Annotated in this window: 15 protein-coding genes; 6 read left to right on the top strand and 9 right to left on the bottom strand. The window is 40.0% G+C overall.

Translation table 11 applies throughout. From position 1 onward, the window contains the following. Together RG47T_RS01240 and RG47T_RS01235 are read right to left on the bottom strand one after the other, a co-directional pair. Positions 1 to 984 (bottom strand): glycosyltransferase family 4 protein (locus RG47T_RS01240; RefSeq protein ID WP_253187484.1); only part of this gene is annotated, 984 nt, incomplete at its 3' end. A 179-nt stretch (positions 985 to 1,163) separates the two neighbouring features. Then, positions 1,164 to 1,904, bottom strand: coding sequence for a glycosyltransferase family 2 protein (locus RG47T_RS01235; protein WP_074487537.1), 741 nt, complete (start codon positions 1,902 to 1,904; stop codon positions 1,164 to 1,166). A 157-nt stretch (positions 1,905 to 2,061) separates the two neighbouring features. Between RG47T_RS01235 and RG47T_RS01230 the strand changes: the two genes are divergently transcribed. Both RG47T_RS01230 and RG47T_RS01225 read left to right on the top strand, forming a co-directional pair. Beyond that, complete coding sequence (locus RG47T_RS01230) at positions 2,062 to 3,243, top strand: glycosyltransferase (RefSeq protein WP_074487535.1); 1,182 nt, start codon at positions 2,062 to 2,064, stop codon at positions 3,241 to 3,243. An 11-nt stretch (positions 3,244 to 3,254) separates the two neighbouring features. Further along, positions 3,255 to 4,343: a glycosyltransferase family 4 protein gene (locus RG47T_RS01225; protein WP_074487534.1), complete on the top strand. Its 1,089-nt coding sequence runs from the start codon at positions 3,255 to 3,257 to the stop codon at positions 4,341 to 4,343. A gap of 426 nt (positions 4,344 to 4,769) precedes the next feature. Here RG47T_RS01225 and RG47T_RS01220 read toward each other — a convergent pair whose 3' ends face one another. Both RG47T_RS01220 and RG47T_RS01215 read right to left on the bottom strand, forming a co-directional pair. Continuing rightward, positions 4,770 to 5,840, bottom strand: a complete 1,071-nt coding sequence (locus RG47T_RS01220) for an acyltransferase family protein (RefSeq protein WP_083627247.1) — start codon at positions 5,838 to 5,840, stop codon at positions 4,770 to 4,772. A 254-nt stretch (positions 5,841 to 6,094) separates the two neighbouring features. Next, the gene (locus tag RG47T_RS01215; protein ID WP_074487531.1) at positions 6,095 to 6,853 is read right to left on the bottom strand and encodes a response regulator transcription factor; all 759 of its coding nucleotides are present in this window, start codon (positions 6,851 to 6,853) and stop codon (positions 6,095 to 6,097) included. Between the two features lie 107 nt (positions 6,854 to 6,960). Between RG47T_RS01215 and RG47T_RS01210 the strand changes: the two genes are divergently transcribed. Continuing rightward, a complete protein-coding gene (locus RG47T_RS01210) occupies positions 6,961 to 7,608 on the top strand; it encodes a DUF1349 domain-containing protein (RefSeq protein WP_074487530.1) in 648 nt (215 codons plus the stop codon). 245 nt (positions 7,609 to 7,853) lie between these two features. Here RG47T_RS01210 and RG47T_RS01200 read toward each other — a convergent pair whose 3' ends face one another. The 3 genes from RG47T_RS01200 to RG47T_RS01190 all read right to left on the bottom strand — a co-directional run bounded on the left by RG47T_RS01200 (position 7,854) and on the right by RG47T_RS01190 (position 11,053). Continuing rightward, on the bottom strand, positions 7,854 to 8,543 hold the full coding sequence (locus RG47T_RS01200) for a hypothetical protein (protein ID WP_074487527.1): 690 nt from the start codon (positions 8,541 to 8,543) through the stop codon (positions 7,854 to 7,856). 742 nt (positions 8,544 to 9,285) lie between these two features. Beyond that, on the bottom strand, positions 9,286 to 10,044 hold the full coding sequence (locus tag RG47T_RS01195; RefSeq protein ID WP_074487525.1) for a nucleotidyl transferase AbiEii/AbiGii toxin family protein: 759 nt from the start codon (positions 10,042 to 10,044) through the stop codon (positions 9,286 to 9,288). Between the two features lies 1 nt (position 10,045). Further along, complete coding sequence (locus RG47T_RS01190; protein WP_074487523.1) at positions 10,046 to 11,053, bottom strand: type IV toxin-antitoxin system AbiEi family antitoxin; 1,008 nt, start codon at positions 11,051 to 11,053, stop codon at positions 10,046 to 10,048. Between the two features lie 323 nt (positions 11,054 to 11,376). Here RG47T_RS01190 and RG47T_RS25895 point away from each other — a divergent pair, with 323 nt between their 5' ends. The 3 genes from RG47T_RS25895 to RG47T_RS01180 are packed head-to-tail and all read left to right on the top strand — an operon-like array spanning position 11,377 to position 12,533. Further along, positions 11,377 to 11,526 carry a hypothetical protein gene (locus tag RG47T_RS25895; protein WP_171972454.1) on the top strand — a complete coding sequence of 50 codons (150 nt, stop codon included), beginning with the start codon at positions 11,377 to 11,379 and terminating at the stop codon, positions 11,524 to 11,526. Next, positions 11,498 to 12,088, top strand: coding sequence for a hypothetical protein (locus tag RG47T_RS01185; protein WP_139302402.1), 591 nt, complete (start codon positions 11,498 to 11,500; stop codon positions 12,086 to 12,088). The genes RG47T_RS25895 and RG47T_RS01185 overlap by 29 nt, the downstream gene beginning before the upstream one ends. 19 nt (positions 12,089 to 12,107) lie before the next feature. Beyond that, positions 12,108 to 12,533 (top strand): restriction endonuclease, encoded by a 426-nt coding sequence (locus RG47T_RS01180; protein ID WP_074487519.1) that lies wholly within the window; start codon positions 12,108 to 12,110, stop codon positions 12,531 to 12,533. A 64-nt stretch (positions 12,534 to 12,597) separates the two neighbouring features. Here RG47T_RS01180 and istB read toward each other — a convergent pair whose 3' ends face one another. Beyond that, a complete protein-coding gene (istB, locus tag RG47T_RS01175) occupies positions 12,598 to 13,344 on the bottom strand; it encodes an IS21-like element helper ATPase IstB (protein WP_074487516.1) in 747 nt (248 codons plus the stop codon). Between the two features lie 94 nt (positions 13,345 to 13,438). Next, positions 13,439 to 14,893, bottom strand: coding sequence for an IS21 family transposase (gene istA, locus RG47T_RS01170; protein ID WP_245770894.1), 1,455 nt, complete (start codon positions 14,891 to 14,893; stop codon positions 13,439 to 13,441). Positions 14,894 to 15,018: the final 125 nt, after the last annotated feature.

The raw sequence follows: 15,018 nt of genomic DNA, 5'->3' as shown, positions 1-15,018 counted from the left end.
GTTCGCAGAATTTTCCCAAGTGAACTTATTGGCTTGGGCCTTAACTTCATCTTCCCGGTTTCTGACTCTAAAATCTGCCATGCCCCTGGTAAATACTTGTTGCATATGTTTAGGATCAAAACTGTCAAAATAGTATGCCACATCCCCACCTACTTCAGGTAATGACGTATATTTAGATAAAAAAACGGGTTTACCAAAATACATGGCTTCTATTACAGGCAAACCAAATCCTTCAGCAATAGACGGAAATATAAATGCAGAACAATTTTTATAATACCAGGCTTTGTCAGTTTCTGATACTGGTCCTGTTATAATTACCCTATTTAAACATCCATACTTCTCAGCTTCCGCTATGATTTTTTGCTTGTGTGGGGTCTCTATACCGGCAATTACCAGGTTATAATCGTTGTTTTCTAAAAGAGCCGGCAAAAGATGAAACCCTTTCTGTACAGACAAAAGCCCGATGGTAAATAAAAATGGCTTTGCAGGTACGTTTTTCGGCACATGCCCATCCACAAGCTCAAGTTTTTCTGCCCCATTGTAAATTACACGCACCTTATGTGCTGCTTCCGGGAAGTAATTAATAACATCATTTGCTACAAATTTAGAGATTGCTACTACCCTATCTACCTCTGCAATCAGCTTTCTCAATCTGTTTAAATAGGCGGTTATCCTGTGTGGCTTACTAAACTTTAAATGCACTTTATTCATATCATGAATGGTCATGATTTTCTTTGCATTCACTCTTCCTGGTCTTAGCCGGCAGGTTTGATCTGAAATATGGATAACATCAAATCGGTTTCTGGCAGGAAAAAATATCCGATGAAAAATTGATAAATGTAAGATTTTTACATTCCCGGCAAACAAGTAAGGAGTTTGCTTAAACATATAAAATGCAAGTTTAAATCTGCCTTTATTTTGATCAATTAAAGCATCGCCGAGCCCTTTACCAAAAGAATAATAGCCACGGTTGATATCTTTCATAGAATCAAACGTAACCAGAACTGAGGGTTTAGATATATTTTTTTGAGGTATTTTACTATTCATAGGACACACAAATATATTATCTATTAGGCCAAAACTACCAGGCGATATAATTGATTTTAATAATTCTTTTGAGTGATTTTTGCTGGCAGGGAACTGAGTTTAATAACTCCAAACATCTATTTGGTTCGAGATGATTTTTTCAACTTCCAAACTTGGTACCTGAGCCAAATCCACAGGCTAAAATTCCTGATCACCATACCCGACCGGTCCTTTTCAAAACGTTCGTCTATATTAGTGCTGGATACCCCCGTGTGATTAAATTTCGCGATCAGGAAATCCCTAAATTCGAAATGGTATTTTGAATTCGCATAAAGTGGGATATTAAAAGCAAAATCTGCAGAGATCCTATAGTTAACGTTGAAATAATTATTCAAGAATACACTTTTGGGGTAAATAATAGCCTGATGGCAGATTCCTATTTTAGCAAACTGATAATCTGATACCGGAAAAGTTGGCCCACCTAATGTTAAAACCCGCCCATAGTAAACCGTGTTGGGGTTTTGCAATGTATAACACATCTCAGAAAAACCTTCATAAAGGGTATCGTCAGCTCCGATAAAATAAATCCATTCGCCGGTGGCATACCCCAGGGCTTTATTCATGGCATCGTAAATGCCGCTATCGCGTTCACTTCGCCAATAATTAAGGCGGTGCGAATTATGAGTTAGAATATCTATTGTAGCATCAGTGCTTTGCCCATCAATGATAATAACCTCCAGGTTGGGGTAAGTTTGTTTATAAATACTCTCCAAGCAATTTGGAAGCACAGACGCTGCATTATACGTAACAATTAAAATTGAAACAATAGGTACTTCAGAATTTTCAAAAGCCCCCCTCTTACCCCCTTCAAGTAACATTTTTAGTTTTTTAAATAATGCGCGTATCTTTGAATCGTCGCTCTGGCAAACTTAATAAGCAAAGTTATTAAATAATTAGAACTCGGTTTATTTTGTAGGTCTGATATGGCAATGTCAACAAATGGCATTCACACCCATATTAATGATTCACTACTGAATGAAAAAGGTTTTATATTTTTTCCCTGATAATATAGGTATCCAGAACTCAGGTAATAAAACACGCGCCATCCATCTTCTTAAATATTTGGCCAACAAAGGTTATGACGTTGATTTTGTAAGCCTTAAGCATGAGAAAGAAGATATAGATAGCGAACAAGCAACCGTAGATTATATAAGTTTTAACAAACTTGCAAGCAAAGTTTACCTATTGCCCAGAAAACCGGGAAAGAAAAACCTAATTGCTTATTTTTTTAAATATAAGCTAAGAGACCTGCTTTATTATCTGTTTTCCTTCCCGTTAAAATCTAACATTCCTACTTTTATTACGGTTAAATTAAAAGAAGCATTTGAAGCTATTTTAAGAAAAAAAAGCTTTGACTACATTATAATAAGCTATGTTTTTTATGCTGATTTGGTGGCCAACACCAAACTGCTGGGCAATGCCAAACTAATTATTGATACGCATGATTTTATTACCGGGCAATTTAAAGATAAGCGCAACTTTAATTTGGGAGTAACTTTTGCCGATGAAATAAACAGGCTAAACGCTTTTCATGAAATCTGGGCTATTTCTACCGAAGAGAGGTATATCTATAACCAATTTTGCAAGCCAACCGTGCGATTGGTTACCATGATGATGGATAAACCCGTCGCCTTAGATATTCCCGTAAATCGTAAAAAATATCATTTAATATATGTAGCCAGTAATAACATACATAATATAAAATCGGCAGCCTGGTTTTTTGATAAGGTATACCCACTATTGCCAAAATACATCAGCATTTGCGTGATCGGCAAAATAAATAACCATATAGTGGATGATTACGCCATTCATAGGGTTTTGCATGCGCCCAGCTTAGATGAGTATTACAGTGATGCTGAAGTTGCGATATGCCCTATGCTAAGCGGAACAGGAGTAAAAGTAAAAGTTGTTGAAGCACTTTCTTATGGGTTGCCGGTTGTATGTAATGAATCTGGAACAGATGGCTTGCCGAATAAGATAGATAACGGCTGCCTTGTTAGTAATAATCCGGCGAGGTACGCCCAATTGATTATGCAATTGCTGAATGACCCGCAATTTTATCAACAACAAAGCGAACTGGCAAAATCTTTTTTTCAAAAAAGCTTTGAGACAAGCACCGTGCTGCAGGTTCTCGATCAAGCATTTGGTACAAATTAGCAAATATATCCTTGAAAATACTATTCGATCACCAAACATTTTCTCTTCAGAGATACGGCGGAATTTCAAAGTACTTCGCCAACCTGAACAAGGAAATAAACGCCACGCCAGGTAACAGCAGTTACGTTTCTGCGGTATATACCGAAAACGAGTATCTTAAAAACGACCAGCTTTTGTTAGGCAATCGTATTGGCGATCAAATTTTCGCGGGAAAAAGGGACAAAGTTTATAATTGGAACCGCCGTTACTCACGGTGGAACGTACGTTACGCTAATTACGATGTATTCCACCCAACGTACCTCGATCCGTATTTTATTAAATATAGTAAAAAGCCCTTTGTGGTAACGATCCATGACATGATTTATGAGTTAATGCCAGAGATGTTTGATAATCCTCAAGAAATTATCAGAAGAAAACAATTGCTTATCAATAAGGCTGATGCTATCCTGGCTATATCTGAGTATACAAAGCATGACATTTTAAAGTTTTACCCAGAAACCGAAAATAAAATAAGTGTAGTTCATCATGGTATATTACCGGCTACCGGCGCTTCACCGGCAATCAAGAGCTTGCCTCCAAATTATATTTTATACGTTGGAGAAAGATGGCTTTACAAAAATTTCAATAAGTTTTTGCTGGGTATTTCTCCTTTGCTACAGGCCGATGCCGGTTTGAAGCTAATTTGTGTAGGTGGGAATCCTTTTCTTCCGACTGAAATTGAGCTGTTTGAACAACATAAAATAGCTTTACAATGCACACAAGTTAACGCTACCGAAAGTGAATTGCAGCAATTGTATCATCATGCAACCTTATTTGTTTTCCCGTCATTAATTGAAGGGTTCGGTTTGCCGATACTCGAGGCGTTTGCACAAGGCTGCCCGGTGGTATGCAGCAATAATACCTGCTTCCCTGAAATAGCTGGAGATGCTGCGGTTTATTTCGACCCGCTCTTATCAGAGAGTATAGAGGAAGCGGTTAAGCGGGTACTTCATGATCCTGCACTTCGTGATAACCTAAAGACAAAGGGTAGGCTTAGATTAGCTAACTTTGGTTTTGCCAAATGTGTTACAAAAACGCTGGCGGTTTATGAAAGCTTGTAACTTATGGCGGCATTAATAAACACGGCACAAATTGATAAAGTTAGCCATTTGCCGCATCAGTTTTGTAACCAATATTAACAGCTCATATAACCACATAGCTAGAAAAATCCGTTTCATCGGCCTCATTTACATGGCATTACCAGCTATCCTTTACCAAATTTTTCAACAATAGCCTTTATACCATTCTAAACGAAAACCTGATTAGTAACATTAACTTCCAGGGTGATGCAACATATACTTTTAATGCAGGCAGCCCCTATGCCAATTTAACACTAAAAACTCGGAAAGTTAAACCACCCTCTCTTCACTTTATCCGACAAATGCCTATTTCGTAAAATTAAGCTTTGTCTTTAACCCCGAGGCAAGTTGTAAAAAACATATCCAATAGAATAGAATGCTAAAACGTTACTTAAAAAAACAATGTCCTTAGTTACCAACTAATCGTTTGGCCGGAGAATTATTAAGCAGCATCACTAAAAGCCAGGTAATACCATACGCCAGTACAAACGTTAAAAGCTTAAATAAAAGCAACGCAGTAAGATTAAATTCCGCTACATCTACATGCATTGGATGAAATATTTCGGGAATCAGAAATATTAAGATAACATAATGAATAAGATAAATACCGTAAGTGGTTGCCCTGGGCCGCAGGTAGTTAATTAGTTTGATTTCTTTTATTTTTAATAAGAATGCAAACACAACCAAAGAATAAATTACATTACTTATCCGTAGCGTATTATAAGGATCAACGCTATGGCCGCTTTGTAAACTCTGTATTTCAAAAACTGATAATATAAAGGTAATTACTATGAAAAGCACAAGTAATGAATATGAACAGCCTTTGATCCACCCATCCACAGCAACCCAATTTTTGCGGAGTTGTACGCCCAGCCATAGAAATAAAATAAAGCCCAATATAGCAATGGTGTGTCTTGGATCCATCCACTCAAAGTGAATGTTAATGCAGTAAAATAGCGTGATCACCAAAAGTGTTAAACCAAAGTATTGGTTATATAAGTAACGTTTAAATATTAGCAGCAGAGTGATGCTGACCATGAAATTAATTATAAACCAGTAATTTGTATACAAATAAACCGATTTCACTTCATCGAGAATTGCTGATAAAGTAAAGCGACCATCGTGATACATGCGCCCTTTTACAAAAAGATTTACGCAAAAGCATAAAATAAATAAAGCAGACCAAAACAACCATGGGCCCAGTGTGTTGGAAAGCCGCCGTCTGAGGTATTGTCCTGGTGTGTAATCGGCAAATTTATCACCGATTAAAAAACCTGATAGTAAGAAAAAAATTACCGTTCCAAATTTGATCAGCTGTGCAATAATTATAAATGCCCATGATTTAGTAGAGCCGTGAGCAAAGTTGTTCTCTCCCAAACTATGTTCACCAACGATGCCCATCATGGATATACAACGAATAGTATCAATAAATGTATAATTTCTTTTTAAGTTGTCAGGGGTGCTATTCAAAATATGCATGTTACGCTCAAGTTCATTCTAACAAATTAAGTCTTACTTAAATGTATTGAGTATAATTAATACAATGAAACAATGGCTGTCAAATAAGTTGTTAATTTGTACCGGTAAAAGTAGAAAACTTTTGAATAGAAGCGCCTCCGCGACTACGTAACAAATTTGTCATGAGATTTTTTAATGATTCAAAAGTATGTAAAATTAAACTTTTGATTCATTATTCTAGTTGTCGAGGCTGATACAAATTGAGATTGAAAGAGTTAAAGCAATTCAATAGCCTCCACAACTCTACAAGCTTCTATGGCATTACTTACATTTAACTTTTGGAAAATATTCTGCCGGTGTCTGTTTACAGTGTTGATGCTTAATGTCAACTTCTCAGCAATCTCTTTACTTCTCTTACCCTGGCGGATCAATTGCATGATTTCTTTTTCCCTGGATGACAATATCTCGGGGAATTTTTCCTCAGAACCGAGAATACGTCCGGTCCTTGTATTAAGGATCAGACCATCGGGTGCGTCAAAACCGGGATAATCTGGTATTAAATTATACAGGCAAAGTGCTAACCAGATACTGTTGTCGGGTGAACTGCTGATGTAAAGCAAGCGATGTTTTAGAAATTGTGTTATACCTTCACTTCGCTGAATCCGCAACTTGGTTATTATCTCATAATCTGACCGATCATTTACAGCGATGGTATTAAGTAATTGAAAATAAAGAAGTTCTAACCTGTACTTTTTTTGTAGATCGTCGGTGTGTATTACGTCAAGTAATTCGTCTTCCCAGATAGAATTGATTTCATTTTGCCGTCGGGTCAACCCCAATACGTCAGCAACTGCGCCATAATAAATATAGCTTTTTCTTGTCTTCATATCACTTAACACACTTATACCGTTTTCAAATTTGGAATATAACTGAGCGATAACTTTCGCATTCTCCAGGGATAAGGTGTGACCAGATGAAGGATTAAATGATTGCCCTAATAATTTTATATCAAGCAATTCGCGAATATGTTCCATAAATATGCATGGTTATAAATCACCATTGAAGGTTTTTCAATTACGTAATAACTTTACGAACATACAAAAGCGAATGGTTAACTTCCATTTCACATGACAATCAAATTATGAAAAAAATATTTTTTACTTTACTATTGCTCTGGAGCGTTAATGAAATGAAAGCACAAAGCCTGCAAAAGTTGATTTGGTTTAATGAACCGGAACATTGGGAAATTAAAAACAACAGTCTGATAATGCAGGTCACACCCAAAAGTGATTACTGGCGTATCTCTCATTACGGTTTCACAGTTGATGATGCCCCATTTTACTACGGCAACTATGGCGGAGAGTTCGAGGCTAAAGTCAAATTGACCGGAGCCTATAAAGCCCGGTTTGATCAAATGGGTTTAATGGTTCGCACAGACCATGAAAACTATATCAAAACAGGGGTAGAGTTTGTTGATGGCAAATTTAACGTAAGCACAGTTGTAACTCACACTAAAAGCGATTGGAGCGTGACTACGCTTGATAAGGTTCCACCTTTTATCTGGATTAAAGTCGTACGCAGGCTGGATGCTTTAGAGATTTTTTACTCTCTTGATGATAAAACTTATATCATGACCCGTAATGCGCCTCTTAAAGACAACGCACCCGTTATGGTAGGACTAATGGCCGCTTGCCCTGATGGAGATGGCTTTGAGGCTAAATTTGAGAATTTTTCTGTTAAACACCTGCCGGATCAACGGAGACTGGAATGGTTGAAAAATCACCAATAGCCCCAACTAATTTGTCGAAGTAAGCAGTATAGGTTTTTATAGCTAACAACTGCAAATTCAAAAGGTTTAAGGATGGTGCTATCGGCCATATCACGAATATAGTAAATGCATTTCATCTGCGTTGCTCCGGGCCAACGAAGCGGGATCAATTCGCCCATTTCGCCGCCGCCTTGTTGCATGGATATTCTACCTGATCGCCTCTTCTTTGGTTTCCATGATTAAAGCCTTTCCCTTTTGGCAGAAAGTCAAAGGCGATTTAATACATCATCACTATCATTCAACTTCAATACGAGTTTATCTTCTTCCTTTATAATCGTCCCTCTTATACACATTCTCTTTCCTATAAATCTACTGATATTAAAGGCATTTTTGGGGTCTTTAACTACAGCCGTTAATAACTGATTAGGATACGGCTTGCCAATGCAGAATAGGGTAAGACTATCCCGTGAACCTGTATAAGCATAAACAGTATCCCATAAGTTGACGAGTTCACCGATATGCTTGCTGGCGTCTTTAGTCTCAATCGTAACCCCACTCGGTAATGGCGATGCAGGAGCAAAGTCGTAAATATGAGCCTCTTCTACATGTATTTGTGATTTCACATTGTCAATGTCTATAATAAGCTGACTATTTCGCTTTTGAATAAGACCCTTAACATGAATTAGCCGGCCTTCTTGCGTTAACAACCGGTGGATGTCATTCTTATTATTCTTTTCCAAAATAATCGCCGTGACTTTTTCGCCCGTTGGATTTCCAAATTTAACAAGGCAAATTTTAGTGGTGGCGTTAAAACTCACTTTATAAATAGTACCGTATACGGTCACCGTTTTATTTATAAAATGATTAGCTATTTCTACTTTTATTGAATCTTTCATTGTTGCTTTGGCATAAAATCCAGCTACCAATAGCGTAAAAATCAGGCATAATGTTCTCATAATAAATAATTTAAGGTAAAATGAGATTATATCTTATAAAGATAAAATATTTCCAATAGTTTGGGAAAAGCTGAACAAACAGAGCGTTTTTTGCCTGTAACTTAAAAATAGCAATACTGCAATTTGTTCAAATAACAGAATCAAAAGAGCACCGATTGGGGCACCATATGGTTTGATTTACCCTGATTTATTTTGACCTTTTTTTGTAATTAGTTTGGCAAAAACCTCCTAAAAACAAGAAAAGCGCACTTATAGTGCGCTTTTCCTTCAAAAATCAGTGGTCTTGTTTTAGACCTCTGTGATCCCGCTGGAACGAAAAATCATTTATTTGGACGGTTATGTAAGTTACTATTAAACAGATACTTACATAAGTGTTAAAAGTATTTTTTGAAATAAGGGCACTGTTTGGGGCATTGATAGATGAAAAAGTACTGAATTTTGGTGCTCAAATACCCGATAAATTGATGCCTCGATTTTAATGTAATAGTTTAATATTCAATTATTTATAAGTAAATACCCATTTTTAATGATTGTATTATTTTCCCGTTTTTGAAAGTGATCCTGCTGAATTACGACCCGTGATCCCTGTAAAAAATCTTTTTAAACGCTTCGGCTTGGGTGATTCAAATTATATGTAATTGCATATAAATATATCTAAGTGGCGTTATTATATGCAATTGAATATAAACTCAGATTTGTGTTCAGCGGCAAAATTTTATATAAATTGAGCTTGAGTAGTAATTCAATTATCATTCAGTCCATCAAGCATGGCGTTCCATAAAGTAGTCGGGCGGCCTATCAGTATTTTGGCTATCCGTTCATGTAATTCACGTGATTCCTGCAGGAGCTGCCCGATCTTGCGGCCGATGACCCGGGCGCAGACTAATGGAATATATTCACGATCCTTTGTGTCATAATAGTCCATGACCTCGAAATGGTCGCTATAAATATCCGCGTCTGAGATATCAAAGTAATTGGCGATAATGTGCTCGATATCCGTGATGTCCTTGGTGCGGCTTGGCCTGTCGTTATTGGCGATCAGTTTGAGGAGAATTATGCCTTCCAAAGTGCAGACCCGTATATTCAGTTCTTCGCTGAGTTGTACAGCTTCGGCATAGGGAAACACCTCGCTGAAGCCCGGCATATTCAGGATAAACATGGGGTCGGTCAATTTAATCTCACGCTGTTCGTTTTCGATATCGCCAAAGGGTAGTAGGTCAATTTCAATAGCATTCTGATAATATAGTTTAATAGCTTCGGTTTCATGGGCAGTAAATTCACCGGAAGCGATCAATGCATTTTTTATGGCCGTGTACTGTGCTTGGTCGCTCACCATTACAGCGATGTCAACGTCTTCCGTCGCCCGTGCGCGTATATTTTCGTCTTTTAATGAAAACTGGATATCACGGGCAACGGCACCCACAAGGTAAAAGTCGATGTCCAATTTAGCAAATACCTTTTCTAGGCCAGCCAGCATGTTTAATAATGGTTGGGTCAGCATGTTAATCTAAGTATTGTTTTTTTAATCTTTCAGCGGTTTCGCGGTTCCTGCTGTCGAGGCTGGTGGCCAGGTCGGCATAAGCCAGCAAAGGCGGGACAGTAACTTGCGTTTCTTCCTGGATGTCTTTCCAGAACTGATGCAGAATTTCCACCGGACCCTCTGGATCGGGTAACAATTTTAGTTCCTTCATAACTTCCTGTCTGAAGTTTATTGCGTATATGGTGAACTTTTCCGGCCTCAGGTAGTCGGTCAACAATGCTCCGGCATTTTCACCGCCCCAGAGAAATGTTTTGGGTTGCAGTTCTTTCCAGTGATCGGTAAGGCTTTTATCGACAAATCGATAAGTGCCCGCGGTGATCTTCGGGCGGAGGATATTGCGATAAGCTTCGGCCCAACGGCCAAACAATTCTTCCCGGCGCTCAATGAATGCGGTTTTATTTAGCCCTTCTTTTAAATAGCCTTCACGACCCATTTCGTCCATCAGCGCACCGACATTGCCCAGCGCAATATCTGCCCGATCAGCGACTGTACGGTAAGGCTGTCTTAGAAGTTCGGGGTCGTTGAGTAGGGCAAACAGGAATTTAATACCGGCTGTTTTCCAGAGTTTGCCCTGCGGTGCGGTGCGGGTTTCGGTGACTTGCTGGTCATTGATATAAATATAGATGCCCTCGGTCTGGATATAACAATTTCCGGCCAATTCTAGGTAATTAATCTGACGGTGTCGCAGCTCATCTTTCATGGGTTTGGTGATATACCCGCAGATCAGCAGGGTATCCCGTCTTCTGTAAAAGTTTGGGGTCTGTACCACAGGTATGGTGTTGCCACGAACTTCGTTTTTGATCTCTACATAAAATTCCACGGTGGTTTCCCCAAAGGTCAGGGCAATTGTGCCGTCACGCTCAGCATGATTATCTTTAGCCCTTATGCTCAGATCGCACATTGCGGCGCCAGTTAGTTCTTGTAGCTTGTCCGTGGCTTGATAAAGCAAATTTCTTTCTTTTATCTTCATTTTTCAATGGCGTTCAATAAACATGAATAATCAAAACTAATGAACATTATATTTAAATGCAAGTATTTGTTCATAAATAATCCATGTTCATGTAACATGAACATGGATTATCTTTAAATACAGCAATCTTAAAATAAGCGTATAGAACCAGCACTCATTTTGGATAATTATGTTGTAATAAATAATTGAATAGCGAGTAACGTTCATATTTATGGGGAATAATTCAAGCATTAAAAGGAAGCCGCCTTCAATTGAACCTTTTTTAAGGTTCAATTACATAAATGCGGGGCGTAATCCTTATTTTGTACAACCTAAATTCGATCATGGTCTATTTACCTATTATTACTGCTATCATTTCAGGTTTGCTGGTCTGGGCGCTGGGGCGCTGGAATGCCAATAAAGACGAGCGTAAGCAGGAAAAAAAACGTCTCAGCCGTCTTCAATATGCTGGAATTAAAGCATTGGGTAGATAAGGAGATCAGTGTGGAACCTTTTATTGCGAGGTACATTGAAAAAATGACCGCAGCTATAAAGACGCTCGATCCGGAAAGGACGGAGGCAGAGATAGCAGAAATGGCCGGCTTAATTTCGGCGGGCATTAAAAGGGTGATTTTTAAACAGCCACAACTATTCCGTCTGGAACAGAATATTGCCGAGATCGTTCATGACTATTCTGAAATAGATCCTTTCTTTGCCTACGACCTTACCGGTAAATATCAGCTAACCGAAAATTTGGAGTTGATGAAAGAATATTTAACCGGTGTTGTTCCCGAAGATTCTGATATGCCGGAAGCAACTGCTTTTATGAACCAACTGCTGCGCCCTACTATGTTGGCCGATCTTCAGCGTGATCTGATCACACATTTGCCGCAGATCGCAAAAATGATCAATGATCATACATTAAAAACGATCAATGAAAACCATTTGAGCCAAAAAGCAGAGATTGACGAGGACGGGTTGGAAAATTACTGTGAGGAAATGATCCCCCGGCTGATGGCTTCAGTTGCGTCTTTAGCGGAACAACAGCCAGCCTAAAATCCATTATCTTTACCTGATGAATGAAAATGGGTTTACCTGGGCAAAACTGGATTGGAAGGATTTCCAACGGATAAGTCTTTTCTTGTACCGCGAAGATCATGATGACCCGGCTATTGAAGAATATTTGCGTCAGGGTCATTTTCAGGCGGGTATAGATTTACTTTCATTTAAGCAGGAGAGTGGCCGGTATGTTTGTATTCAATGTAAGCATACGGATCTTACGCTTTCTAAATTAAAAAGTGCAGTCAATTTGTTTTTGTCTGAGGAGTTTGGAGATAAAACAGATACGTTTATTATCACCACGACTGCCGATTTGCAAAAAAAATCAGCAAACCAGACCTGGATTAACCAGCAAAAAATCGCTTTAAGGGAACATAAGGGTGTATGTTATGGAGATGTTGACCACCTGATTCCGGGCCAAACTGACCAGGCAATTAGCTGACGTGGGGCGTGCAGCAAACGCTATAAAAGCGTGTACAAAAATAGTTATTTAAAAGGTATTTTCATTAGTAGCTGGTTTCCGGTTCAACGTTACGTTTTCTTCTCATAGATCCCCCCTTCAATTCGATGCGGTGTGCATCATGAACGATCCGGTCCAGGATCGCATCAGCAACCGTTTTTTCACCGATCACTTCAAACCATTTGCTTACCGGTAACTGTGAGGTTATGATCAGCGAGGTTTTGCCATGCCTGTCCTCAATAAGTTCCATTAGCGCAGCCCTGCTTTGTGCATCAAAGGGCTGGATACCGAAATCATCCAGTATAAGCAATTGCTGCCGTTCAAGTTTGGCGAGTTCCTTGATATAGGAGCCGTCTGCCTTAGCCATCTTTAGTTTAGCGAACAGCTTAGGCGTGCTGGCATAAAGCACCCTGTAGCCCAGCATACAGGCCTGGTAGCCCACAGCAGAAGCCACATAGCTTTTACCGATACCAGTGCTGCCAGTGACCAGGATATTTTCATTGCGATCAATGAATGTACAGTCTGCCAGCCGCATGATCTGGTTACGGTCGATGCTTCGGTCAGCATGGTAATGCACGTCCTCTATCGAAGCTTTATAGCGGAACTTAGCATACAATATCTGCCGTTCTATACGCCTGTTTTGCCGGTCATCCCACTCGGCATCTACCAGGTGAGCCAGCAGTTCATCCGCTGTATAATCATTTGTTTTACCCGTTTCCATGCTGCTTTTGAAGGCATGGAACATGCCGAAGAACTTCATCTTCCGCAGTTTGTCCAATGTACTTGTGTTCATGTTATTTGTTGTTTAATGGTTATTTGTAATAGTCTTTTCCCCGGATATTATCATGGTTAGGCATCGGCAGCTCGTCGGCAAACAGGCTTTCCTCCTAGCCATCCATCTTGTTCTCCAGGATCGTTTGTATCGTTTTATAGTTATGAATACCATAGCTGAGTGCACGCTGGCAGGCCATCGTTAAGCGTTCGTTCCCGGCTTTCTTGGCGAAGCCAAGTACACCCAGGCAAGACTTGTAAGCCTGCTCCGGGTGTTGCTTCCGGTCAAGGATCTTTAGGATATACAGCCTTACATCCTCATGGATAGATGCTGCCCAATCTAAGAACTTATCAGGTGTCCAGTCAGTTACAAAGCGGTGCGTAGTGGCCATGTGGTCTTTATCGGTCGTATAACCGTAAGGGTTCTTTGCCCGTTTATGCAGGGCAATACGTTCATAGTTGGAATAGATCTCCACGATGGTGCGGGAATACAACAGCTTAACCCGTTTACCGATGAAGCGGTAAGGCACGCTGTAATAGTGTTTATCAGGGCCAAGGTTGACATGGCCATTCTTGATCACCTTAGCATAAAAGTGCTTTTTGAACTGGTAAAGCAGGACAGGCAGTGGCATCAGGGTATGCCGTTCGATCTCTTCAAACTGTAGCCTGCGGCTGTAGTTACGTCCTTTAAGCAACTGGCTGTTATGGGTTTCCAATGCTTCCCATATACCTGTATTCAGCTCTTTTAAAGAATGATAGGTAACCCGGTTGATAGGTGCGTAGATCTTGGTATAGATGACCTTAACGGCACCTTCTACCAGTGCTTTATCACGCGGGCGGTACGCCCGCGCTGGTAGTATGGTGGTGCCGTAATGGTCTGCAAAGTCCTCAAACGTTTCGTTCAAAGTAGGTTCATAGCGGCTGCTTTTGGTTACAGCTGCCTTCAGGTTATCCGGCACAATGGCGGCAGGAACGCCGCCGATAAAGTGCAGCGTATTCTCGCAGGCCGCTATAAAGTCTTCCTTTTGCTGGCTCGGAACCGCCTCTACATAAGTAAGCTGACTGGCTCCGAGGATAGCCACAAAGACCTCTACTGCAATAACTTCACCGGTATCCTTATCGGTATAGCTTAGCTTTTCGCCTGCAAAATCCACATAAAGCTTATCACCGGCTTTGTGATCCATGTGCATGGTCGGGTTGACCCTGGCTTTCCACTGGCTGTAATAAAAGCAGAATTGGCTGTACTGGTAACCGTCAGGAAACTCTTTGCGGTAGGATTCCCATAGCATATACCGGTTGACACCGGTGCGTTTGAGTTCTTTATCTACTTGGGGAAAACAGCGCTGCATGGACTGCATACGGCTGGTAGGCGGGTGTTCTTTGCTTTTCCCGAAGAGATCTTCGAGTTCCTTATCGTTAAGGGCATCGATCTCTTCAAAGGTAAAGCTGCTGGCTTTAAAGGCTGCCAGGTACTTCTTTACGGTATTCCGGGATGCATCAGTCTGAGCAGCGATGGTCATTATGGGCCGCTGCTGGCTGTACATCCTTAAAATCTTTCTAATCTTACTCATGCTGATCGTCGAATTGGCCATGTTTGGAGGTATATGTTGCCTCCGAAAGATGGTTGCTTCTACAGCATTTGCTACACGTTGAGGGTGGTCAGTTTGTTCCGGAATCCCCTGGTCAGTTTGCCCCG

The organism is Mucilaginibacter polytrichastri (assembly GCF_001911425.1).
GTDB classification, from domain to species: Bacteria; Bacteroidota; Bacteroidia; order Sphingobacteriales; family Sphingobacteriaceae; genus Mucilaginibacter; species Mucilaginibacter polytrichastri.
The sequence above is the reverse complement of the archived record's forward strand: the minus strand, read 5'-3'. Positions and strand labels throughout refer to the sequence as shown.